This is a genomic window from Candidatus Dactylopiibacterium carminicum, from assembly GCF_014736495.1.
GTDB classification, from domain to species: Bacteria; Pseudomonadota; Gammaproteobacteria; order Burkholderiales; family Rhodocyclaceae; genus Uliginosibacterium; species Uliginosibacterium carminicum.
On sequence record NZ_MDUX01000019.1, the window covers coordinates 1 to 21270 of the forward strand.

Below are 21270 nucleotides of genomic sequence, written 5' to 3' on the forward strand. Positions count from 1 at the left end.
AATTCGCATCCGGTTTTCAAAGCAGTTTCATCCGGAATTCAAAGCCGCTTTACTCGTCGAGATCGGGAGAGGGGAAACCGAAAGTATCGGAAGTGCTCATGAATTCGCCAGAGCACGAAATTTATTTCGTGCTCTGGCGAATATTATTTCGTTAATTGTCGAAATACAAGTGTGATGAACAGCGTGCCGCAGGATCAGCCGGCGGCAAGCAGTTGTTGCAAGCGGGCATCGGCACTAATGTTGGTCGTGTCGGGCGTCTGCTTGTCCTGCGCCAGCAGACGGGCCTTGATCTCGGCCGTGATCGCGGCTTCGATGGCCTCGCGTTGTTCCGGCGGCAAGGCGGCAAGGCTTTCTTCGGTGAGGTTCATGTCTGCGAGCAGTTGCTCGCGCAGCCGCTCCATGGGGCTCTTGCGCTGGTATTCGCGTAATTCCTCGAGCAGGCTTTCGAGGCGGTTGGGTGTCTCGCTCTTCAGCTCACCGGAATCGGCGCTGCCGGCGCTCTTGCCGACGGCGGCGGCAGCCTGTTGCTGCTGTGCGCCAGCGAGCGCGCTGGAGAAGGATGTGGTCGTATTACCGACGGCAAGTGGCTGGGATAGACGCCCGGCGGCGTAGCTGATCGAATCCTCGATTCTCATGGCGGAAGTCTCCACACAGGATGGACTTCTGCCGATGCAAGCAATGTTCCAGGGGCGTGCCAGGCAGCGTGGAGCATGTTTGCGGCAGTGTCTGCCGGCAAAGCTTGCCCGTGCTGTGCTTTCTGGCTGCAGGATCTGCGGACGGTGACGGCGTCAGGTCGATTCCGTGTGCTGCAGTTCCACGGTGACATGGACCAGCTCTTCGTGGATGCGGAGCCGGTTGCGGAAGTACTCGGCCCCCACCCTGCCAAAACCGCTGAGTTCTAGGCCCAGGATGCAGGCGTACTGACCCTTGCCGATGCGCCAGACATGCAGGTCGCGGATACGTGCAGGCACCGGGCTGGCGGCGATCACCTCGCGGATTTCCTCGACCACTGGCGCATCCATTTCCGCATCGAGCAGCACCAGCCCCGTCTGGCGCTGCAAACCCAGCGCCCAGCTTCCCACGAGCAGCGCACCGACAATGCCGATGACTGGGTCCAGCCAGTCCGCGCCCCACAGACGCCCGGCCAGCAGCGCGAGGATGGCGAGCACCGAGGTGGCCGCGTCTGCCAGGACGTGCAGATAGGCTGCGCGCAGGTTGAGATCGGCGTGCTCGTGATCAGCATGAGCATGATGCTCGTGGCTGTGGTCATGCTGGTCGCGCAGCAACCAGGCGCAGACGAGGTTGGTCAGCAGACCGACGACGGCCACGGCGATGGCTTCGTCGTAATGGATGGGGCGTGGCGCGGACAGCCGGGCTAGCGATTCCCAGGCCATCAGCAGCGCCACGCCCAGCAGGATCAGCGCGCTGGTATAGCCACCAAGCACTTCGAAACGCCAGGCGCCGAAGGAAAAGCGCGGATCATGTGCGAAACGGGCCGACAGCCGCCAGGCCAGCACGGACAGACCCAGCGCCAGGGCGTGCGAACTCATGTGCCAGCCATCGGCCAGCAGTGCCATGGAGCCGAAGTACCAGCCACCGGTGATCTCGGCGACCATGACGACGAGAGTGAGGATGACGGCGATGCGTGTGGCACGCTCGCCAATCGGGTTGCCGGTACTGAAGTCGCCGGCATGGCTGCAGTGGTGTGTCTGCGACATAGAATGGACGTCCATGAGGGGAAATTTTCGCGAGCGCTGGCCCGGCCTCGATGGATTCCGGTCGCTCCGAAAGGAGATCGGGAAAGCCCTGGGATTTCACCAGAACCTTCTTTTTAATACTCCCCCCAGTATATTCCTGCCAGGACAGATTGCCATGCCCCATACCATCCGAGAACGCAAACCCTTGCTGACCCGCGTACGCCGCATCAAGGGCCAGCTCGCCGCGCTGGAGGTGGCACTGAAAGAGGGGAGTGACTGCAGTGCGGTGCTGCAGCAGATCGCTGCCGTGCGTGGGGCAGTGAGTGGCTTGATGAACCACGTGATGGAAGGGCACATCCGTGACCACCTGCTGTCGCCAGAACGTACCGAGGCCGAGCGCGCGCACGACCTGGAGCCCCTGCTCGCGGCCTTGCGCAGCTACATGCGCTGAGCGCCGGGGCCTGGCGGCGCACGCCGAGCAGCGTGAGCCTCCCGGCGGCGCAACTCATCCCAGGCCATGTCCAGTTTCAGGCGCAGTTGTTCGAGTTGCGGCTGCAGATCCCGGGGAGAGCTGCGTCTCCGGTCGATCTGTGCTTCGACATGTCTGCGGCGCTGTTCCAGCGTATCGATGCGCTGCCTGGCGGCCAGGATCGACTGACCCAGGCTGTAGCCATGCAGGAAGTCACGTTCGCTGGTCGCCGGACAGACCTCGGTGTAGGTCTTGCCACTGCGTCCTGCCGCCAGACCGTTGGCGGCTGTGCAGTAGTACGCCAGTCCACGCTCACGGCCTCGCAGATAGCGCGCGAAGTCCGCCTCCAGGGGGATCGGGCATTGTGTATCCGGCTGCTCGAGACTGCGGCCGCGCTGTCCATCGCGAAAGCCCATGTGCTCCCAGTCGCTGTCATCACACGGCGGGCCGCCTGGCACGGAGCAGGCCGCGCACAGGATGGTCGTCAGCAACAGTAGGGGCAGATGGCGGGAGAGCACCGGCGGCAGACGCTGGACTGACGAAGGAGGCATCAGTCTAGCCCTGGCCATGGCGCGATGAAAGCCTGATGGGCTGTCAGGGAGGAACGTACCGGATTGCGTACGGAGTGCTTTGAAAAACCTGGAAAACAGGTGTGATTTTTGTCACGCTTTCCATGTGGGGACGCTGGAATCCATACATGGCGGACTATCGTTCAGCTACAGGTATCCAATACGTCGCCCCATGAACCAGAGATCCTCTCGAGTACAGCAGCGCGCGTTCCTGCGCCATCCCTCCGAAATGCCCATCCACATCCAGTGCGAGGGGCATCCGGAGACAGGCCCCCGCCATCTGCGCAATGTCAGCCTGGGAGGCCTGGCCTGCCGTTCCGAGGCGCCGATCGACGTGGGCCGGGAGGTTTCGGTGGAAATCCCTGTGGGGCACGACCCTTTCAGGGCAATCGGCGCCGTGGTCTGGTGTCGCCCGGATCGCCGCTGCTATGAACTGGGAATCCAGTTCCTGGCCCAGGAAGACATGTTTGCCGCCCGCATGGTCGAGCAACTCTGTCAGATCGAGCGCTATCGGGCCATGGTGGCTCGCCGCGAAGGGCGTCTGCTTTCAAGCGCGGAGGCCGCACAGGAGTGGATCATGCGTTATGCGGCGAATTTCCCCCGGATGGACTGACGCCGCGTGCGTCACGCGGCGTCTTGTCATGGGCGTTCAGCGCGCGCTCTTGTCCAGGCGTGCCTTGACGTAGCCGCCCGGCGCGTCTTCCAGCACGCCCAGTTTGTCGTCAGCGGGGTCGATGGCAGGCACCTGCTTGCTGTCGAGCGCAGTCACCCAGTGCTGCCAGTCGGTCCACCAGGATCCTGCATGCTGTTGTGCGCCCGCCTGCCAGGCTTCGGCCTCTTCCGGGAGCTCACCGTCCTCATGCACCCAGAAACCGTATTTGTTCGCCGCCGGCGGATTCACGATGCCGGCGATGTGGCCAGAGCCACCAAGCACGAAGCGTGGCGTGCGCCCCAGCAACCGCGCGCCGAGGTAGGTGGTCTTCCAGGGGGCGATGTGATCTTCCAGCGTGGAGATGAAATAGCAAGGAATCTTGATCTTCGAGAGATCGATCTTCACGCCGCACAGTTCGATGCTGCCGGGGGTGCTCAGCGCGTTTTCCATGTACATGCGGCGCAGGTAGAAACTGTGCATCTTGGCCGGCAGACGGGTGGAATCGGAATTCCAGTAGAGCAGGTCGAAGGGGAAGGGATCCTTGCCCATCAGGTAGTTGTTGACCACGAAGGACCAGATCAGATCGTTGGCTCGCAGCATGTTGAAGGTGCCGGCCATCTCCGAGCCTTCGAGGTAGCCGCGCTCGGCCATGCGTTTCTCCAGCGCCTGTACCTGCTGTTCGTCGATGAATACGCCCAGTTCGCCCGGTTGCGAGAAATCCAGCAAGGTCGTGAAGAAGGTGGCCGAGGCAATGCGTTTGTCGCGCTTCACGGCCATCCAGGCCAGTGCGCAGGCGAGCAGGGTGCCGCCCAGGCAGTAGCCGGCGGCGTTTACTTCCTTGGCGCCGGTCTGCTCGATCACGGCGTCCAGTGCCGTGAATATCCCTTCGGATAGATAGTCGTCGAAGCCCTTCTCGGCGTGGCGTGAATCGGGATTCACCCAGCTGATCACGAAAACGCTGTGCCCTTGGTCTACCGCCCATTTGATGTAGGAGTTCTTTTCGCGCAGATCGAGGATGTAGTACTTGTTGATCCAGGGTGGCACGATCAGCAGCGGGCGTGCGAAGGCCTTCTCGGTGGTCGGCGTGTAGTGCAGCAACTGCATCATGTCGTTCTGGAACACCACCTTGCCCGGTGTAGTGGCCACGTTCTTGCCCAGCTCGAAGGCCGAGGTATCGGTCATGCGGATGCGCAGCTGGCCATTGCCTGCTTCCACGTCGCGTAACAGGTTGTTGAAACCCCGGATCAGGTTCTGGCCCTGGGTGCGCAGTGTTTCCTGGAACACCTCGGGGTTGGTCAGTGCGAAATTGGAGGGCGAGATCGCGTCGATGTACTGGCGCGTGTAGAAATTGACCTTCTTCTGCGTTTCATCGTCCAGCCCTTCCACGCAGCACACGGTGTCATGGATGTTGCGTGCAGCGATCAAATAGCTCTGTTTGATGAAGTCGAAAAGAAAGGATTCCTGCCAGTCCTCATGCTTGAAGCGCTTGTCGGATTTTTCCGGCACAGCCACCGGATCGGGCGATAGGCCCCAGGCGCGCTGCATGGTGTGCTGCCACAGCGTGTAGTAGTCCCACGCCAGATTCATCTGCGCCTGCGCCAGGCGGAACGGATCCGAGAGCAGCTTGTGCGTCATGTCGAGAAAGGCCTGGGCCACGCCGAACTCATCCTTTGGCGGCTCGATGCCGCAACGCGCTTCGCGCTGCAGGTGCTCCCCCAGCAGGCGGGAGGCCCGCTGCGCCACCTCGGCATAGGTACGGGCCAGTTCTTCGGGGTCCGGCAGTTCGGGTTTGGGCGCTTCGGTCTGTGCGGTGGCCATGGCGTGACTCCTGCGATGAAACGGTTGGGGGAGGTCAGTCGGTTGCCAGGAAACGGACCACGCCGTCGGGCGTGGGTTCCAGTCGGCGCAAACGGCCGGCTGCTGCTGCATGGTTCAGGTGGGCGATGGCTTCGCTCATGGCGAACATCAACTGGTGGGCGTCCAGTTCGCGCCGGAACAAGGTGGCAAGGATGTCGGCGGCCGAGCGTGGAGTGTCCAGGTCCGCGCACATTTTTGCATCGCGCTCGGCATGGTGCGCCTGCAGCTGCCCTATCCGGGCATGCAGCCCGCGGAAGGGCAGGCCGTGCGAGGGGAGCACCAGCGTTTCGGCAGGCAGCGGCATGAATGCCTGCAGGCTGGTGAGGTAACGTTCTACGGCGTCGTCTTCCGGAATCGCAGGCGGCACTGCGACATGGGTACTGATGCGTGGCAGGAGCATGTCACCGGAGATCAGTACGCCAGCCTCTGCATTGTGCAGGGCGAGGTGCTCGGGGCTATGTCCCATCCCTGCGATTACCCGCCAGCGTTGGGTTCCGACACGGAATTCGTCGCCATCGGCGAGCCGCCGGATTTGCCGGGGCAGCTCGGGCACGCCACGCCGGTATACGTTGCCGCGCGCTTCCAGCCGGGTCAGCGAGGCCTCATCCAGCCCATGGCTGCGGAACTGGGTCAGCATCGCAGCGGTGTCGAAGCCCGGCAACTGGGCGTACACGGCACGGGCCAGCAGCAATTCGCCCAGCGCCATGCTGATCGGTGCGCCGGTGCGCGCGGCGAGCCAGGCCGCGTTGCCGAGGTGGTCCGGGTGGTAGTGTGTGACCAGGATGCCGGACAATGGATGCCGGGCTCTCTCCAGCCATTGAGTCCAGTGCTCGCGGGTTGCGTCATCTCCCAGGCCGGTATCGACCAGTACGCGCTCGCCACCATCCTCCAGCAGCCACAGGTTGATATGATCCAGGCGCCAGGGCAGTGCCAGGCGCAGCCAGTACACGCCGGGCGCCACGGCGGATTGTCCGCCGGCATCCGGAGGCGTGGGAAAAGGATGATCGAGAGTCGTCTGCATCGATGCATGATGCAATGCCGCCGGTGAGGCGGACAAGCCCCGGGGTGGATCATCCCGGGCGGCGGCGTGGCGGTCACGCGCTGCCGCTAGCCTTGGCGGAAAGATCGGGCTCATAATGCCCGGGGCATCAACCTTCCTGATCAAAGAGACGCGAGAGATGAGCAAGACCGTGCTGATCGCAGGGGCCAGCCGTGGCATCGGGCTGGAGCTGGCCGTGCAATATGCGGCGGAGGGCTGGCAGGTGATTGCCGGCTGCCGCAATCCGGAAGCCGCACGCAGCTGGCTGGCGCCGGACGTCGAGTTGATGAAGCTGGACGTGGTGGATACCGACTCCATCGCGCGCGCGAGCAAGCCTTGACAAGCGGACGATCGATCTGCTGATCATCAACGCCGGGGTGGCAGGCCCGGGGGGCAAACATTTCCAAGTGCCGACGCGCGCGGAGTTCGATCTGGTCATGCATACCAACGTGCTGGGGCCGATGCAGCTGATCGATGCCTTCGCGCTGTCCGTGGTCGACAACGGCGGCGTGATTGCCGTGCTTTCCTCGCGCATGGGGTCGATCCAGGAAACCACGAGTGCAGATTCGCTCACCTACCGCACCTCCAAGGCTGCCGTGAACATGGTGGTGAAGATGGCCGCGATGGAGCACGGCTTGCGCGGCGTGACCGTGGTGGCGCTGCATCCGGGCTGGGTGCGTACCGACATGGGCGGCGAGAGTGCACTGGTCGGCGTGAGCGAGTCCGTGGATGGGCTGCGCCAGGTGATCGGCGGGCTTGGTGCGGACAGCAATGGCGGCTTCTTCGACCATCTCGGCCGCAGCCTCCACTGGTGAGCATGGCGCAACAGGATCTGCCCGCGTCGCCCTGCGTGCGGCGTTGCTGTCTGGACGACCACAATGTCTGCCTGGGCTGCTTCCGCCACGTCTCCGAGATCACCGGTTGGCAGGAGGCGGATGCCGTCGCGCGTACCGCGATCCTGCTGCGCTGCGAACAGCGTCGTGCCGAACACCGCCGTACCGGCGGTCAGTGACGCGGATTTTCGCTATCCTTGCAGCGTCGGACGTCCTGCGCGCGTTCGCGCCGGAAAGACGAAAGACATTTGGCATGCAACTCACCCTCATCAGCGGATTATCGGGTTCAGGCAAGAGCATCGCGCTCAAGGTGCTCGAGGACGCAGGCTATTACTGCGTCGACAATCTGCCCTCGACCCTGCTCGAACCCCTGATCGTACAACTGGCTGCCGAGGGCTATGCCCGTGTCGGCGTGGCCATGGATGTGCGCTCCGGCGTAAGCATCGCCGGCCTGCCCGAGCGTGTGGCGGCAGCACGCACGCAAGTGGATGACCTGCGCTTCATCTTCCTGGACTCACGCGACGAAGCACTGATCGCGCGTTTCTCCGAAACCCGCCGCCGCCATCCACTGGCCGAGGATGGCGTTACCCTGGAAGAAGCGATACGGCGTGAGCGCGAGTTGCTGTCGCGTGTGGCCGAGCTGGGGCAACGCATCGACACCAGCGCCCTGCATCCGAACGTGCTGCGCTCCTGGGTGCGCGAACTGATCCAGATTCCCTCTGGTGCGGGCACCACCCTGCTGTTCCAGTCCTTCGGCTTCAAGCATGGGTTACCGGTGGATGCGGATTTCGTCTTCGACGTGCGCTGCCTGCCCAACCCGTTCTACGATCCTGCGTTGCGATTGCTGACCGGGCAGGATCAGCCCGTGGCGGACTTCCTTGCTGCCAGCGAGGAGGTCCAGCATATGCAGGCCGACATCCAGGGTTTCGTGGCGCGCTGGCTGCCGGTCTTCCGCCGTGACGGGCGGAGCCATCTCACCGTGGCCATCGGTTGTACCGGGGGGCAGCATCGCTCTGTCTATCTGGCCGAACGACTGGCGCAGGCGTTTGCCGGCGAGGCGCGCGTGATGTTGCGGCATCGGGCATTGGCCGCCGGGCAGCAACGGTGAGGGCAGACTGGCGAGGGCATTTGCGTGCGCTGCATCTGCTGCGCGCCGGCGACTGGCTGGTGCTGCTGGTGGCTATCGTGGCTACCCTGGCCGCTGCACGCAGCCTGTGGCGCAGCGATGTGCCGGAGCATGCGCTGGTGCGTCTGCGTGGCGAAGTGGTGGCGCGGCTGAGCCTGGACAAACCGGCCGAATTCCGGGTGCGGGGCCCGCTGGGAGAGACCCTGATCGAGGTGCAGCCGGGGCGTGCGCGTGTAGCGATCGATCCTGGCCCCCGCCAGTACTGCGTCAAGCAGGGCTGGCTGACACGTGCGGGCGCGGTGGCGATCTGTGCGCCGAACGAGATTTCGCTGCAGCTGGATGCGCGCCGCAGCCTCTATGACTCCCTGGTGTATTGAGCATGAACACGCTTGAGATCCGTGCCGATGCCAGTGACTACCGTGTGGCCCGCTATGCGGCGGCGGCGATCATGCTGTCGGTGGCGGAAGCAGCGATTCCATCACCGCTGCCCGGCGTGAAACCAGGGCTGGCGAATATCGTCGTGTTGCTGGTGTTGCTGCGCCATGGCTGGCATGAAGCCGCCTGGGTGGCATTGCTGCGCGTGTTCGCCGCCAATCTGCTGCTGGGCCAGCTGTTCGCGCCCGGGTTTTTCCTCAGCCTCGCCGGCAGCCTTTTCAGTCTTGCCACATTGGCGCTGACTGTGAGCCTGCCCCGGCGCTGGTTCGGCCCGGTCAGCCTGTCGCTCTTTGCCGCCTTCGCCCACATGCTCGGGCAGATGCTGCTGGCACGCGTCTGGCTGGTGCCGCATGAGGGGCTGTGGGCCCTCTGGCCGGTATTTTCGGCCGCCGCCACGGTGTTCGGTCTGGTCAATGGCCTTATCGTCGCCCGCTTGATCGCCGAGCCATCGGTGCCCGCCAATCCAGAATCCGTGCCCTCATCATGAAGACCATCGCCGTCGCTCTCACCGGTGCTTCCGGCATGCCCTATGGCATCCGCCTCGTCGAAACCCTGCTGGCCGCCGGCTGCCGTGTGCAACTGGTGTATACGCAGGCAGCGCAGATCGTCGCGCGTCAGGAAATGGATCTCGCGCTCGCCCAGCCCAAGGAGACCGAGGCGGCACTGCGCGAACGCTTTGCCGCCTTGCCCGGGGAGCTGCTGGTGTATGGCCGCGAGGAATGGTTCGCCCCCATCGCCTCCGGGACCAATCCGCCGGACGCGATGGCGATCTGCCCTTGCACCATGGGTACGCTGGCGGCCGTGGCTGCCGGCCTGTCGTCCAACCTCATCGAGCGTGCTGCCGACGTCTGCATCAAGGAAGGCCGCAGACTGGTGCTGGTGCCGCGCGAAGCACCGTTTTCGGCCCTGCATCTGGAGAACATGCTGCGCCTGGCACGCCTGGGGGTGGTGATCCTGCCGCCCAATCCCGGTTTCTACCACCAGCCGCAGAGCATTGCCGACCTCATCGATTTCGTCGTTGCCCGCATCCTCGATCAGCTCGGCGTGCCGCATCAATTGATGGCGCGGTGGGGCGCAAGCCCCGAGCATTGAACGCATGGGGCCCGCGTTCTGGCCATGCGTGCCACGCCATTTGGGCACGCCATTTGGGCACGCCATCCGGCGCTCCTGATCTCTCCATTCTCACGTCGATGGGCTACTTGCGTCCTGGATTCTGCTGACGCAGCGGGCCGACATACACCTCTTTGTTTGCTTTGAGGAGATTGCTGCTCCTGGGGAAAACGCTTACATGAATTAAATTGTTCCCGGGATTATTTTGGATTAATTTACATCCCGTACTTAAGTACAGTTTTTTCGACTGAGCAGGACATCCCCACCGGGCCATCGAATCGCCGTGCCCGACACGGCATTCGTTGGCCTTACGTTCTTGTTCTGCCGGTAGGCGGAAACGACCGGTGGTGGAAGCCCCCCACGCAGCATCGATTGATTCGTTAAGTCCAGCGGGCTGCCAGGGCAGCCTGAAGAAAGGGCAGGAGACATGGATTGCAATAAAACTTATGCGAGAGGAAATCCCCTCTCGCTGGTGGTCATGGCGTTTTCTCTTTTCATCTTGGCGGCTTGTGGTGGTGGCGACGCTGCTGTGCCGCGTACGATTTCCTATGACGTCGAAGGTACCAAGACCCAGGTTCAGGTGAGCAATGGCGCACTGCTGACGGCACCGGCCGCGCCGGCCAAGGGGCAGGGTAGTTATTTCGTTGGTTGGTTCATCGCTGGCGAGGGCGAGGGTCAGATGTGGGACTTTGCGCACGACAAGGTCGCCTCCGATCTCGTGCTTAAAGCCAAGTTCATCACGCCCTCCGCATCCAACGTGATCGTGGATGCCTACCTGACCGAAGCACGACGGACCGAATTCACCTTCAAGACCCTGCAGGAACTGAAGGCCGCCGGTATTGCCGATGGCACCACCGTCAACTTCGCCCCCGGGGTGTACTGGACCGACGACTACCAGGATACGAACAATGCCAACACGCCCGAGCATCCGGGCCTGATCGGCATCTCGTTCCCGCAGTCCGGGTTGATCTTCAGGGGGCTTACCTCCAATGCGGACGATGTGAGGATCGCCGGTAACCGCGGCCAAACCATGGGCTCGAATGGCAATTGGAACGTGATCGGCATCGGGACGAATTTCTCCGCCTACAACCTGACGGTTGGCAACTACACCTCGGTCGATCTGGTCTTCCCGCGCGACCCGTCGCAAAACCTGTCGAGACGGACTGATGCGCGCGTCCAGGCTCAGACGATCACGAATGCCGACGGGGTCGCCACGCTGGACAAGCTGTATTTCGAGAACGTGCGTTTCGTCAGCTTCCTGAACCTGATCGCCGTCAGCCCGACCCGTGCGTATTTCAAGAATTCGTACTTCCAGCTGACCGATGACGCCATCGCCGGCGGCGGGATCAACGTCTTCGAGAACTGCAGCTTCGATTTCTACGGTAGCCATCCGTCGTATGGTGGCTCCTCGACGATCGCAGCCTTCCTGAACTCGACCTTCAATTTCTACAACGATAGCCAGGTCTTCTGGTTCTCGAAGAGCGGAGGCAACTGGGCACTGATCGACAACGTCTTCAAGGGGCAGAAGGAAGAGATCCGCTGGGAGAACACGCAAAGGCCGGACGTGACGCACTACGTCTCGAACAACGTGTATGAGGACGGTACGCCCGTCGTCTTCGATCCGCAGAACCCGCTGGTGACGCTGTCGCTGGATGCCAGTGCACTGCAGGCATTCAAGACCAGCGCCGGCTACAACGTCTACAACCTGCTCAAGGGCAGCGATGGCTGGAATCCTTCTGGCCAGCAAGTGATGCATGACACCGCGTTCCGCTTCGATCTGGCCGCCAACGCCACCCGCGTGCAGTCGGATGACCCGGCAAACGAGATCATCGTCACGCCGTCCTTCACGCCGGCAAACGCCTTCAGCTACGAGTCGATCTCCTTCGTGTACGACACGTCTTTGTTCACGGCACTGAGCAGCACCGGCGACGGCAAGCTCCATCTGCGTGCCAACCTGAACGCTACCGGCAAGATCATCGACACGGTCATTAAGGCAACCGCCCCCAACGGGCTGGTGGCGCACGTGACCCTGCACATCAATCCAGAAACCGTTGCCGCTCCGGTCATCGTGGGATCGCCCTCGATCACCATCGGCCAGAATCTGGCTGCACTGCAGATCGCCTATAACCATGGGGATTACACCGACGCTTCGGACATCACCTGGTACAGGGGCAGCGCACCGGGAGACAAGGCCGTGCAGGTCGCCATCACGACGCTGAACGAACCCTACAAGAACTACCAGCTTTCGGCGGGTGACATCGGCCAGTACCTCACGGCCGTGATCACGCCGAAGTACGAGTTCAGCCCGGCGGCGGGCAGCCCGGTCGACGTGTCGACCAGCCGCGCCATCGTGGCGGGAGACGTCAGCAATCCGCAGGGTGATCGCCACCGACTTCGCCAACATTACCTGGACCGGGCACGTGCTCAACCAGCATGACGTCTGGTACGCCGATACGATCAAGCCCAGCGACATCACCCAGGCCTGGACGCCTTCGACCAGCACGCCGTGGGCCTACGTGGTGGGTAACCGCGATGGTGCCGTGGGGGTTCGCGGACTGAGAACCGCCACCCAGGGCGCACGCCTGCTCTATCAACCGCAGGGCTCGTTCTCCGACATGTCGCTGACGATGGAGCTGACGCCGGAGAAGATCGCCGGGCAGGGCTTCGGCAGTGCGACGGATCAGTACCTGGAGGTCTATATCAAGTGGGATCCGGCAACCCAGACGGGTTATGCGCTGCGCTTCCAGCGGCTGTCGAAAGACCCGCTCAATGGTGATCAGGCGATCCCGTCCTCGGGCAACTCCACGCGTGTTTCGATGATCGAGTACGTCAATGGCACGCGGACGATCCTGCCCAACAGCTACGTAGAAAGCTCGGTCTACATGCCGGGCGCCAGGCTAGTCTTCAAACTGGTGGGTAACGTGCTGTCGGCGGATGTCACCACCGCATCCGCGCAGACCAACACGCAACTGGGCTACAAGCTGCCAAGTGAAATCCACTTCAGTGCCACGCTGCCGAACGCGAGCAGCACTGTGGGCGGTTTCGGCGTCCAGTTCACCGGTACGACATCAGACGGCAACCGGACGGAACTGGAAAACATCGAGGTGACGCTCCAGTCCCGCTGAGACTGATCTGCGAAACGCAAAGCCCCCGGGGTTTCCCCCGGGGGCTTTTTCTTTTCCATCAGCCAGTGTGGCGGGCGCGGAGGCGTGCTCCGCGCAATCAGAGCCTGTAGCCGCGATGCAGTGCCACCGCACCAGCGGCGAGCTTGAAGTATTCGACACGCTTGAGACCGACGCCTTCCATCATGCGGGCCAGCGTGGGCTGGTCGGGGTGCATGCGGATGGATTCGGCGAGGTACTGGTAGCTGGCGGAGTCGTTGGCGACCTTCTTGCCCAGCCAGGGCAGAACCTTGAAGGAATACACGTCGTAAGGCTTGGCGAGCGGTTTCCAGATGCGCGAGAATTCCAGTACCAGCAGGCGGCCTCCGGGCTTGAGTACACGGCGCATCTCGGCCAGCGCGACCTCCTTATGAGTCATGTTGCGCAGGCCGAAGGCGATGGTGACCAGATCGAAGTGCTTGTCCGGGAAGGGCAGTTTCTCGGCATCGCACTGCGCCACCGGCAGCGCCAGGCCTTTGTCGAGCACGCGATCGCGGCCAACACCCAGCATGTCGTGATTGATGTCTGTGAGCCACACCTGACCCTGCGGGCCGGTGCGGCGTGCGAAGGCGAGCGAGAGGTCGGCGGTGCCGCCAGCCACGTCCAGTACGCGTTCTCCGGGGCGCACGTTGGCCAGCTCCACCGTGAAGGCTTTCCAGAGCCGGTGCATGCCCAGCGACATGAGGTCGTTCATCACGTCGTACTTGCGCGCGACGGAGGCGAACACGCCGCGCACACGCGCAGCCTTTTCATGTTCGGGAACCTGTTCGAAGCCGAAATGGGTGGTTTTCTCGCTCATGGGGCTCTCTCAGTGTTTGCCGCAGGCCTTGGCCGGCCTGGGGCGCAGGTGTTCGGGGACGGGGGCCGCCGGATCGCGGCTGGCGCCTGCGGCTTCCAGCTGGCCCAGATACTGCTGCCACAGGTTTTCATGCTCGCGTGTGAGCAGGTGCAGGTAATCCCAGGAATAGATCCCGCTGTCGTGGCCGTCGGAGAACAGCAGGCGGACGGCGTATTGCCCGACGGGCAGGATGTCGCGTACTTCCACGTCGCGCTTGCCGAACTGCAGCACTTCCTGGCCCTGACCGTGGCCGCGCACCTCTGCCGATGGCGAGTGCACGCGCAGGAACTCGAAGCTCAGGCGCGCGGCGAGACCATCCTCGAAAGCGATCTCGAGTTCGCGCGCCCGCTGGTGCAGGGTGATCGCGGTGGGAAGCGGGGTGTCTGGGCTGAGACCGGCCATGGGATGCGGGCGGGTTGGTCGTCGGGAAAGCGATGATACCGCTGAGTCGGGCGGTGGGCGGCGTTCCATGGTCTCTGCCCGCAATCCGCAGGACTTGAAGGTCACATACCCCGGTCCCCCGTAGGCATTCGGCAGGTCTCATGCTGCTGCCCCGGGGCCTATGGCGTGCCGAGGAAAAGGTACCAGTGCGTGGGGCCGTCCTGCATATGCCCCCAACCCAGGTAGAGCGCACCCAGCGGCGTTTCTCCGCCGAGGTAGACGGCATTGGCGCGTTGCCAGCCGGTGCGCTGGGTTTCGGTGTAGGCGTCCTGCATGCGGCCGAATTCCTGGGTGAGCCCAAGGCGCATGTCGCCACGCAGCCCCAGCGGCATGCGGCCGATGATGCGGGCGATGTCCAGGCTGGCGAAGCTGGTGGTGTTGCCCAGCATCTGGCCCGTGAGCATGCCGGACATCCGGCGGAAGCCGCCGAGGGTGGCGGCATCGTAGTAGGGCAGGCGTCCGTGCATCGCGCGATCGTGGCGCAACTGGGTGTTGAGCACGAAATCGTGCAGGCTGTGCGCGGTCTTCAGATCCAGGGTCAGGCGTGTGTAATCGTCGGTATAGGCGCTGAAGTAGCGGCTGGAGAAGGCCCAGCCGCGTTGCGGGAAATAGAGCCGGTCGAACTGGTCGATCTCGATGCGGGCGTCCAGACCATTGGACCACGTGCCACCCTGGGGCAGCACCGGCAGGCCGGTTTCCAGCTCGTACTCGTAATGACGGCCAGTCCAGCCGATGCGGGCCTGACCGGTACTGCCGAAAACGCTGCCGAGCGCGAACGAGAGCTCGCCTTTGCGCACCTGGTAGTCGGCGATGCGCCAGTTGTTCTGATACAGCGGCTGCTGCGTGCGCTGATAGCTGGCGCGGGGTTCGAAGAACAGGCGCTGACGCGGTGTGAGCGGCTAATACCAGCTGACGGCGGCCGACGAGGTCTGGCCGATTTCGCCTTCGTAGAGCATCTCGCCGCCCAGCGAGTTGAGCCAGGTCTGGTGCAGCGCGCCACGCAGGCTGAAGCTTGACTGCTTGCCGATCACGCTGTCCAGGCGCAGGCCGAAACGCGCGTAGTCGGGCCCCCAGGGCTTTTCGATCGGCGTGATGCGCAGCACGCGCTTATCCCGCGTGTTGACCACGCTGTAGTCGACGGATTGGTAATAGCCGTCGCTGAATATGCGCTGCACGTCGGCCTCGATGCGTGCGGCGTCAGGCTCGTCTCCGACGCGTATGCGCAAGTGGCGGCTCACGACTTCCGGATTCACGCGCCGGAGTTCGGCCACCTCTACCGCATCGATGGGCAGCATGGCCTGCTGCAGTGGCGAAAACTCCTGGCGCCAGCGGGCGTAGGTGCCGACAGGCACTGCCACCGTCTGCAGGGCGGCCTGCATGGCTTCGGCCGCGGCCCGGCCGCGATCGGCGATCTCGGTATTGCGCGCGAAGTCGGCGGCGGAAAAGCCCTCCAGGTCGGGGCGGATGAGGATGTCCTGCTGCGGGCGCAGCTGGGCGAGGGATTGCTGGACATTCTGTTTGGTCAGGATGCCAATCATTTGTGCCGTGATGCCGAACAGGGAATTGACCTGTTCGGAAGGCAGTAACGGCGTGCCCACCTCCACGGCGATTACCGTGTCGGCATTGCACAGGGCGCGCGCCTCCATGACTGGCAGGTTGTCCACCAGGCCCCCGTCGACGAGTTTGCGCCCCCGGTAATCGAGCGGATCGAGCAGGCCCGGCACCGACATGCTGGCGCGCATCGCTAGCGGGAGGCTGCCGTCGCGGAATACCACGCGCTCCCCGCTGCCGATGTCGGTGGCGACGATGGCCAGCGGCAGGTGCAGGCGCTCGATCTGAGGTTCGCCCAGATCGGCGCCCAGCAAACGGTTGAAGAAGAGCTTCATATTCTGGCCGGCGATCATGCCTGGCTTACCCAGCAGCGTGCCGCCAGGGCCGACACCGAGCTCGGCCCCCGGGAAATACAGGCGGTCGAGTTGATGGCGGCGATAGTCCAGTTCCGAATAGGCCGAATTGTCGAGAAACATGTCCAGCCAGTCGGCAGAGAGCAAGGCCTCGCGCATCTGCGCCGGGCGCATGCCGGCCGCGTACGCGCCGGCGACCAGGGCCCCCATGCTGGTGCCCGCCACGCAATCGATGCGGATATGTTCCCGCTCCAGTACCTCCAGCACCCCGATATGGGCCGCGCCGCGAGCACCGCCACCGCCCAGTACCAGTGCGACGCGAGGCTCGGCGGCCAGGGCACCGGAGCAGAGGAGGGCGAGCAGGAGCAGACGGAGCAGGGCTTTCACGAGGAGATCCGGCGGCAAAGAGGATTCCGGCGCAAGCATACCGGGCTGTCAGGTGCTTGCACGGAACGACCTCAGGGCAGTTTTGGTTGCGGCGCGCACAGCCGGCTTGTTGCACAATGGTTACGTGTCACAAAAGGTTAACGGAGCCGCAATAGACTCGCGATCTGCCACACTGACACCCGGGAGAGGACATGCCTGCGAACATCCTGCTCGTCGAAGACGAGCCCGCGATCCAGGAGTTGATTGCCGCCAACCTGACGCGCGCCGGTCATACCGTGATGCGCGCCGCCGATGCTGAGCTGGCCTTGCGCATCGTGCGCGATGCGCTGCCCGATCTGATCCTGCTCGACTGGATGCTGCCCGGCATCTCCGGTATCGAGCTGGCTCGCCGCCTGCGTCTGGAAGAGCGCACGCGCGCGATTCCCATCATCATGCTGACCGCTCGCAGCGAGGAACAGGACAAGGTCATGGGGCTGGAGATCGGTGCCGATGATTACATCACCAAGCCTTTTTCGCCGCGCGAACTGGTCGCGCGCATCAAGGCCGTGCTGCGCCGCCGTGCACCGCAGGCCACCGAGGACGCCGTGGAAATGGGCGGTCTGAAGCTGGACCCCGTCACCCACCGTGTGGTTGCCGGCAGCCAGGGCATCGTGCTCGGGCCCACCGAATTCCGGCTGCTGCACTTCCTGATGACACATGCCGAGCGGGTACACTCGCGTGCGCAGCTGCTCGATCAGGTCTGGGGGGACCACGTGTTCGTCGAGGAACGTACTGTCGATGTGCATATCCGGCGCTTGCGCAGCGCGCTGGAGGCGACCGGACACGACCGGCTGATCCAGACCGTGCGTGGCAGCGGCTACCGGTTGTCGACCGAAATGGCCGTCGCCAGTACCAACTGAAGGGGGCGGAAAATTCATTCGGCACGCATCGTCTGGCTCAGCCTCGCCTCTTCGCTGCTGACACTGTTGATTGCCGGCGGGCTTTCCTGGGCTTTCCTGGGGCGCGAGGCGGCGTTGTGGATGTTGTTCGTGCTGGCGCTGGCGCTGTGGCTCTTTCACATGCGCCACCTGCTGCGCCTGATGCACTGGAGTCTTTCGCCCGTGGGTACGCCCGTGCCGCGCGCGCTGGGCGTGTGGAATTACGTGTTTGCCAGTCTGGCACGCCGTTCGCGTGCGGACCGCGACCAGCGCGAGCGGCTGGCGCGCACGCTGGCGCGCTTCCGTGAAGCCAGTCAGGCCTTGCCGGATGGCGTGATTTATCTCTCCAGCGTGCATCTCATCGAGTGGATCAACCCCTCGGCATCCAGTCTCTTCGGTCTGGATGCCGTGCGCGATCTGGGCCAGCCGATCACCAACCTCGTGCGCGATCCGGCTTTCGGTAACTATCTGCGCAACCCCACGCGCAAGGCTGCTGAGCCGCTGGTGTTGCGCAGCACGCACCGCGATGGCCTGACGCTGGCGGTCCAGGTGATCCCCTTCGGCGAGGATCAGGAAATGGTGCTGGCACGCGACATCACCATGGCCGAGCGGCTGGACACGATGCGACGGGATTTTGTGGCGAACGTGTCGCATGAGCTGAAGACGCCGCTCACCGTGGTCAATGGTTTTGTCGAAACCGTGCTGGACGCTGGCGACGAGATCACGGCACAGGAGCGCAACCACTACCTTGAACTCGCCCTGCAGCAATCACAGCGCATGCAGCGTCTGGTGGAGGATCTGCTCGCCCTGTCCACCCTGCAGGCAGATGTGGCGGTGGCCGAAGAGGATTCGGTGGATGCGCAGGCCTTGCTGCGCACGGTGGCGCACGAGGCCGAGGTTCTTTCCGGTGGACGGCACCGTATCGAGCTGGAATCAGGGGACGCGGCCTGCCTGCGGGGCAGCCAGCGCGAGCTGCATAGCGCCTTCTCGAATCTGGCCAGCAATGCCGTGCGCTATACCCCGGAGGACGGGCGCATCCAGTTGAGTTGGGAGGTGCTGGCGGACGGCACGGGGCGTTTCTCGGTACGCGACAGTGGCATCGGCATCGCGCCGGAGCACATTGCGCGTCTGACCGAGCGTTTCTACCGTGTGGATCAGGGGCGTTCGCGCGCTACCGGCGGCACCGGGCTGGGGCTGGCCATCGTCAAGCACGTGCTTACGCGTCACCAGGCCCAGCTGGAAATCAGCAGCCAGCCCGGCGAGGGCAGCTGTTTCACTGCGCGTTTTCCGGCTGCCCGGTTGCAGCGCTCTCCTGGCGCGTGAAACCGATGCGGTCGAAGTTCGCGCCACGTGAAATCAGGCGTGTCATCTGCGCGACCCAGACATGTTCGTCGGCACGCACCTCGACACGCCGTTCTGCAGCGAACCAGCCCGCCGGCACGATCAGGCTGGGGTCGGTCTTCAACACCGGCACCCCGGGAATCAGGAAGCCCAGGCGGAACGGTTCCCGCCCGTTGCGGCGGTCGGCCGCCAGCAGCTTGACTGCCAGTACCATGGGCGGCCCGGGCAGCATGGAGATCCCCGCGCACAGCGTGCCGCGCTGCTGATACTGCAGCCAGCTGATCTCGGCCAGCATCATGCGGGCACGGGCGTCGGTGCGCAGGCCGATCAGCTGCCGATGATCGATACGTGAGCTGCCATCGGCGCGCATCAGGCGGAAGCCGGTGACGGATTGGTCCAGTACGTCCCACAGCTCCTGCACATAGCCCAGCTCCAGCGCCTTCCGCTCCAGATAGTTTTCCTTCCCGGCAATGTCCTCCACGCGCTCGCCGAGCGCGAGCATGGCTTCGGTGCGGGTGAAGTCATTGAAGCTCGCCTGTACGTCATCCGGCTGGGTGAAGGGTTTGCCGGTCATGAAGAAGGCGACCGCCGCCGGTTCCACGCAGACGCGGATCTGCCCCTGCGCAGCAGTACGCGGGAACCTGCGGCCCGCCGAGGCCAGTCCCCAGGGGCGGTACAGCGATACCAGCAGGCGCGCGCAGGCCGGCTGCACACAGTCTTCTCCCAGCCCCAGCGAGGATGCGCTGACGCCGCCCTTGAGCTGGGCGACCACCACCTGGATGTGGCTGGCCAGCCGGGTGGTTTCCAGGCTGCGCGCGGGGGTGTCGGCCGGCAGCGCCAGTGCAGGGCGCAGGCCGAAGTCCGCTTCGGGTGACAGCAGATAGCTGGAGGCGTTGCCAGGCTGGCGGTCCGCATGCAGCGTGCAGTGCGGTGCGAAACGCAGAGCCCAGCGGATCAGCCAGAGGAATTCGCACGGCGTGCGGCTGTAGGGGCTGGCGGCGTCGATCAGCAGTGTGGCGATATAGCATTCCTGCGCACTCTGCGCGGCCCAGGTTTCGTTGAGCGGGTCGGACACGCGCACGCTGGCGACTCCCGCGCGTTCGGCCGTGGCGAAGAGCCGGTGCAGGTCGCGCCAGTAATCAGCGGGGATTTCCTGATGCGCACGGAAAAATTCGATCATCGCCAGGCTGTGGTAACGCAGGCGGCGCTGGCAGAGCAGGGCGCGCTTGTCCTGATGCGAGCTTTCATCCTGCAGCGCCAGGCGCTGAACGACGAAGCCGTAGTTGTTCTCCATCAGGCGCCACAGACGGACGACCTGCTGCAGCGTTTCTTCTTCGTTGCTGAGCGGTGGCAGCGGGCGGGAGGCATAGCGTTTGGAGACTTCGCCCATCACATAGTCGAGCGCCGGCCGCACTTCCTCCAGCACCCGCAACTGTCCCAGAGGTTCCGGGCTGGAGATGGCCATGCCCTGGAGCAGCGTCTCCAGCGCCGACGTCGCCGCATCCATGTCAGTGACGTTGATGTTCCGCAGGAAGTCCAGGCTCTGGTCGGGCTGGCTGAAATCGGTTGGGGTCGGGGATGTCTGCCGCATGCTCATGTCACCAGGGAGGTTCTCGTTGGACACGCGGAATTTGCTTGCCTGCCCGTGCCGGTTCAGTATGGTCGAGGTGGTGGCAGAGTGAAAGGCAGGGTACTGCGGTGCTGTCATGCCCCGAACGAGACATGAGCATAAGGGCTTGCAGGAGCGCGACGCGTGATGGATTTCACACGTCGCCCGAGAGTCGACTCAGCGCGGTGCGCTGGCCTCGGCGCCGGATTCTTCCGCCTTGCGGCGCGCTTCCCGCTCGGCATAGCGCTCGGCATCGGTACGCGCACGTCTGGCGCGTTCGGCCGCAGCTTCGGCCTCACGCTGTTTGCGTTCTTCCGCGCGCTGCGCGCGCTGCTCCCGCTCGGTCTGGGCGCGGGCCTTGGCTTCCGGTGTGGGCGCTGCAGGCGGTGGCGTGCGGATTTCGGTGGCGCTGCGGGCCTTGCCCGCAGGTGCAGGCATTGTCTTGGTAGTGGGCGTGACCGGGAGTAGCTGTGCGCCCTCTCCTGCAACGGGCGCTTCACGCGTCGGCGTGAGTACTAGCTGGCGCTGGCGGGCTGCGCGCGACAGGCGGCTGGCCTCGATCTCGTATTCCCTGGCCTGATCCAGCTGTTCCACGTAGCGCACGCGCACCGAATCACGGCAGGCGTTGACCAGGATGCGTTTGAAGCAGGCCGCGTCCTCGCTGTCGTAGCGGCTTTCGGCCTGGTCGCGGAGATCGCTGGCCTGTGAGCGCAGTCCGGCCGCGCGCTGCAGATACTCGTCTACGTCGGCCTGGGTCTGCGGCACGGGGAGCGGTATTTCGGCCGGATCCTGACGAGGCGTCTGGGCACAGGCGGAGAGTAGCAGCAGGGCGGGCAGGAGCGAATGCTTGAGTGACATGGCTGGGGTGGTCCGGCGAGGGCCTGT

General features: G+C 64.1%; 24 protein-coding genes. 13 read left to right on the forward strand and 11 right to left on the reverse strand.

The genetic code is table 11. The features are described 5' to 3' along the window. Window positions 1-194: 194 nt before the first annotated feature. Window positions 195-635, reverse strand: coding sequence for a hypothetical protein (locus BGI27_RS07450; RefSeq protein ID WP_095529437.1), 441 nt, complete (start codon window positions 633-635; stop codon window positions 195-197). Window positions 636-788: 153 nt separating this feature from the next. Beyond that, window positions 789-1733: a CDF family Co(II)/Ni(II) efflux transporter DmeF gene (gene dmeF / locus BGI27_RS07455; protein WP_272896536.1), complete on the reverse strand. Its 945-nt coding sequence runs from the start codon at window positions 1731-1733 to the stop codon at window positions 789-791. Between the two features lie 139 nt (window positions 1734-1872). Between dmeF and BGI27_RS07460 the strand changes: the two genes are divergently transcribed. After that, window positions 1873-2148 (forward strand): metal/formaldehyde-sensitive transcriptional repressor, encoded by a 276-nt coding sequence (locus tag BGI27_RS07460; protein ID WP_095524263.1) that lies wholly within the window; start codon window positions 1873-1875, stop codon window positions 2146-2148. On the opposite strand, the gene BGI27_RS07465 is transcribed toward BGI27_RS07460, so the two are convergent. Then, entirely contained in the window at window positions 2136-2717 is a 582-nt protein-coding gene (locus BGI27_RS07465; protein WP_170942939.1) for a DUF2799 domain-containing protein, read from the reverse strand. The two genes, BGI27_RS07460 and BGI27_RS07465, sit on opposite strands and share 13 nt — an antisense overlap. A 190-nt stretch (window positions 2718-2907) precedes the next feature. Between BGI27_RS07465 and BGI27_RS07470 the strand changes: the two genes are divergently transcribed. After that, window positions 2908-3348, forward strand: a complete 441-nt coding sequence (locus BGI27_RS07470; protein ID WP_095524265.1) for a PilZ domain-containing protein — start codon at window positions 2908-2910, stop codon at window positions 3346-3348. A 36-nt stretch (window positions 3349-3384) separates the two neighbouring features. Here the strand turns inward: BGI27_RS07470 and BGI27_RS07475 are convergent, their stop codons facing one another. Further along, window positions 3385-5205: a PHA/PHB synthase family protein gene (locus tag BGI27_RS07475; RefSeq protein WP_095524266.1), complete on the reverse strand. Its 1821-nt coding sequence runs from the start codon at window positions 5203-5205 to the stop codon at window positions 3385-3387. A 34-nt stretch (window positions 5206-5239) separates the two neighbouring features. Next, window positions 5240-6265 (reverse strand): MBL fold metallo-hydrolase, encoded by a 1026-nt coding sequence (locus BGI27_RS07480; protein ID WP_095524267.1) that lies wholly within the window; start codon window positions 6263-6265, stop codon window positions 5240-5242. Window positions 6266-6422: 157 nt separating this feature from the next. Between BGI27_RS07480 and BGI27_RS18495 the strand changes: the two genes are divergently transcribed. The 9 genes from BGI27_RS18495 (at window position 6423) to BGI27_RS07525 (ending at window position 12912) form a co-directional block, all read left to right on the forward strand. After that, complete coding sequence (locus tag BGI27_RS18495; RefSeq protein WP_170942938.1) at window positions 6423-6623, forward strand: SDR family NAD(P)-dependent oxidoreductase; 201 nt, start codon at window positions 6423-6425, stop codon at window positions 6621-6623. Between the two features lie 16 nt (window positions 6624-6639). Further along, the gene (locus BGI27_RS17970; protein ID WP_263406608.1) at window positions 6640-7098 is read left to right on the forward strand and encodes an SDR family NAD(P)-dependent oxidoreductase; all 459 of its coding nucleotides are present in this window, start codon (window positions 6640-6642) and stop codon (window positions 7096-7098) included. A 2-nt stretch (window positions 7099-7100) separates the two neighbouring features. Beyond that, window positions 7101-7295 (forward strand): DUF1289 domain-containing protein, encoded by a 195-nt coding sequence (locus BGI27_RS07495; protein WP_095524270.1) that lies wholly within the window; start codon window positions 7101-7103, stop codon window positions 7293-7295. A gap of 74 nt (window positions 7296-7369) precedes the next feature. Further along, window positions 7370-8224 carry an RNase adapter RapZ gene (gene rapZ, locus BGI27_RS07500; protein WP_095524271.1) on the forward strand — a complete coding sequence of 285 codons (855 nt, stop codon included), beginning with the start codon at window positions 7370-7372 and terminating at the stop codon, window positions 8222-8224. A 20-nt stretch (window positions 8225-8244) separates the two neighbouring features. Next, window positions 8245-8619, forward strand: a complete 375-nt coding sequence (locus BGI27_RS07505; RefSeq protein WP_223871662.1) for a NusG domain II-containing protein — start codon at window positions 8245-8247, stop codon at window positions 8617-8619. Then, window positions 8616-9164 (forward strand): Gx transporter family protein, encoded by a 549-nt coding sequence (locus BGI27_RS07510; RefSeq protein ID WP_223871663.1) that lies wholly within the window; start codon window positions 8616-8618, stop codon window positions 9162-9164. The genes BGI27_RS07505 and BGI27_RS07510 overlap by 4 nt, the downstream gene beginning before the upstream one ends. Then, complete coding sequence (locus tag BGI27_RS07515; protein WP_095524273.1) at window positions 9161-9769, forward strand: flavin prenyltransferase UbiX; 609 nt, start codon at window positions 9161-9163, stop codon at window positions 9767-9769. The genes BGI27_RS07510 and BGI27_RS07515 overlap by 4 nt, the downstream gene beginning before the upstream one ends. Before the next feature lie 445 nt (window positions 9770-10214). After that, window positions 10215-12224 (forward strand): InlB B-repeat-containing protein, encoded by a 2010-nt coding sequence (locus tag BGI27_RS07520; RefSeq protein ID WP_095524274.1) that lies wholly within the window; start codon window positions 10215-10217, stop codon window positions 12222-12224. Next, complete coding sequence (locus tag BGI27_RS07525; RefSeq protein WP_095524275.1) at window positions 12166-12912, forward strand: hypothetical protein; 747 nt, start codon at window positions 12166-12168, stop codon at window positions 12910-12912. Before BGI27_RS07520 ends, BGI27_RS07525 begins: the two co-directional genes overlap by 59 nt. A 97-nt stretch (window positions 12913-13009) precedes the next feature. Here the strand turns inward: BGI27_RS07525 and ubiE are convergent, their stop codons facing one another. The 4 genes from ubiE to BGI27_RS07545 all read right to left on the reverse strand — a co-directional run bounded on the left by ubiE (window position 13010) and on the right by BGI27_RS07545 (window position 16518). Beyond that, window positions 13010-13747, reverse strand: coding sequence for a bifunctional demethylmenaquinone methyltransferase/2-methoxy-6-polyprenyl-1,4-benzoquinol methylase UbiE (gene ubiE, locus BGI27_RS07530; RefSeq protein WP_095524276.1), 738 nt, complete (start codon window positions 13745-13747; stop codon window positions 13010-13012). A 9-nt stretch (window positions 13748-13756) separates the two neighbouring features. Next, complete coding sequence (locus tag BGI27_RS07535) at window positions 13757-14188, reverse strand: gamma-butyrobetaine hydroxylase family protein (RefSeq protein ID WP_095524277.1); 432 nt, start codon at window positions 14186-14188, stop codon at window positions 13757-13759. Between the two features lie 158 nt (window positions 14189-14346). Continuing rightward, window positions 14347-15024 (reverse strand): BamA/TamA family outer membrane protein, encoded by a 678-nt coding sequence (locus BGI27_RS07540; protein ID WP_095524278.1) that lies wholly within the window; start codon window positions 15022-15024, stop codon window positions 14347-14349. Window positions 15025-15126: 102 nt separating this feature from the next. Continuing rightward, window positions 15127-16518, reverse strand: coding sequence for a patatin-like phospholipase family protein (locus tag BGI27_RS07545; protein WP_170942936.1), 1392 nt, complete (start codon window positions 16516-16518; stop codon window positions 15127-15129). Between the two features lie 191 nt (window positions 16519-16709). Between BGI27_RS07545 and phoB the strand changes: the two genes are divergently transcribed. Beyond that, a complete protein-coding gene (gene phoB, locus BGI27_RS07550) occupies window positions 16710-17417 on the forward strand; it encodes a phosphate regulon transcriptional regulator PhoB (RefSeq protein ID WP_095524280.1) in 708 nt (235 codons plus the stop codon). Between the two features lie 27 nt (window positions 17418-17444). Further along, a complete protein-coding gene (gene phoR, locus BGI27_RS07555; RefSeq protein WP_317984284.1) occupies window positions 17445-18758 on the forward strand; it encodes a phosphate regulon sensor histidine kinase PhoR in 1314 nt (437 codons plus the stop codon). Here phoR and BGI27_RS07560 read toward each other — a convergent pair. Both BGI27_RS07560 and BGI27_RS07565 read right to left on the reverse strand, forming a co-directional pair. Continuing rightward, entirely contained in the window at window positions 18709-20400 is a 1692-nt protein-coding gene (locus BGI27_RS07560) for a hypothetical protein (RefSeq protein WP_141239709.1), read from the reverse strand. The two genes, phoR and BGI27_RS07560, sit on opposite strands and share 50 nt — an antisense overlap. 162 nt (window positions 20401-20562) lie before the next feature. After that, on the reverse strand, window positions 20563-21243 hold the full coding sequence (locus tag BGI27_RS07565; protein ID WP_095524282.1) for a hypothetical protein: 681 nt from the start codon (window positions 21241-21243) through the stop codon (window positions 20563-20565). Between the last annotated feature and the right edge of the window lie 27 nt (window positions 21244-21270).

Coding starts and splice junctions, on each gene's coding strand:
- BGI27_RS07450 (WP_095529437.1), bottom strand. CDS start 635: ATGAGAATCGAGGATTCGATCAGCTACGCCGCCGGGCGTCTATCCCAG.
- dmeF (WP_272896536.1), bottom strand. CDS start 1,733: ATGGACGTCCATTCTATGTCGCAGACACACCACTGCAGCCATGCCGGC.
- BGI27_RS07460 (WP_095524263.1), top strand. CDS start 1,873: ATGCCCCATACCATCCGAGAACGCAAACCCTTGCTGACCCGCGTACGC.
- BGI27_RS07465 (WP_170942939.1), bottom strand. CDS start 2,717: ATGCCTCCTTCGTCAGTCCAGCGTCTGCCGCCGGTGCTCTCCCGCCAT.
- BGI27_RS07470 (WP_095524265.1), top strand. CDS start 2,908: ATGAACCAGAGATCCTCTCGAGTACAGCAGCGCGCGTTCCTGCGCCAT.
- BGI27_RS07475 (WP_095524266.1), bottom strand. CDS start 5,205: ATGGCCACCGCACAGACCGAAGCGCCCAAACCCGAACTGCCGGACCCC.
- BGI27_RS07480 (WP_095524267.1), bottom strand. CDS start 6,265: ATGCAGACGACTCTCGATCATCCTTTTCCCACGCCTCCGGATGCCGGC.
- BGI27_RS18495 (WP_170942938.1), top strand. CDS start 6,423: ATGAGCAAGACCGTGCTGATCGCAGGGGCCAGCCGTGGCATCGGGCTG.
- BGI27_RS07495 (WP_095524270.1), top strand. CDS start 7,101: ATGGCGCAACAGGATCTGCCCGCGTCGCCCTGCGTGCGGCGTTGCTGT.
- rapZ (WP_095524271.1), top strand. CDS start 7,370: ATGCAACTCACCCTCATCAGCGGATTATCGGGTTCAGGCAAGAGCATC.
- BGI27_RS07515 (WP_095524273.1), top strand. CDS start 9,161: ATGAAGACCATCGCCGTCGCTCTCACCGGTGCTTCCGGCATGCCCTAT.
- BGI27_RS07520 (WP_095524274.1), top strand. CDS start 10,215: ATGGATTGCAATAAAACTTATGCGAGAGGAAATCCCCTCTCGCTGGTG.
- ubiE (WP_095524276.1), bottom strand. CDS start 13,747: ATGAGCGAGAAAACCACCCATTTCGGCTTCGAACAGGTTCCCGAACAT.
- BGI27_RS07535 (WP_095524277.1), bottom strand. CDS start 14,188: ATGGCCGGTCTCAGCCCAGACACCCCGCTTCCCACCGCGATCACCCTG.
- phoB (WP_095524280.1), top strand. CDS start 16,710: ATGCCTGCGAACATCCTGCTCGTCGAAGACGAGCCCGCGATCCAGGAG.
- BGI27_RS07565 (WP_095524282.1), bottom strand. CDS start 21,243: ATGTCACTCAAGCATTCGCTCCTGCCCGCCCTGCTGCTACTCTCCGCC.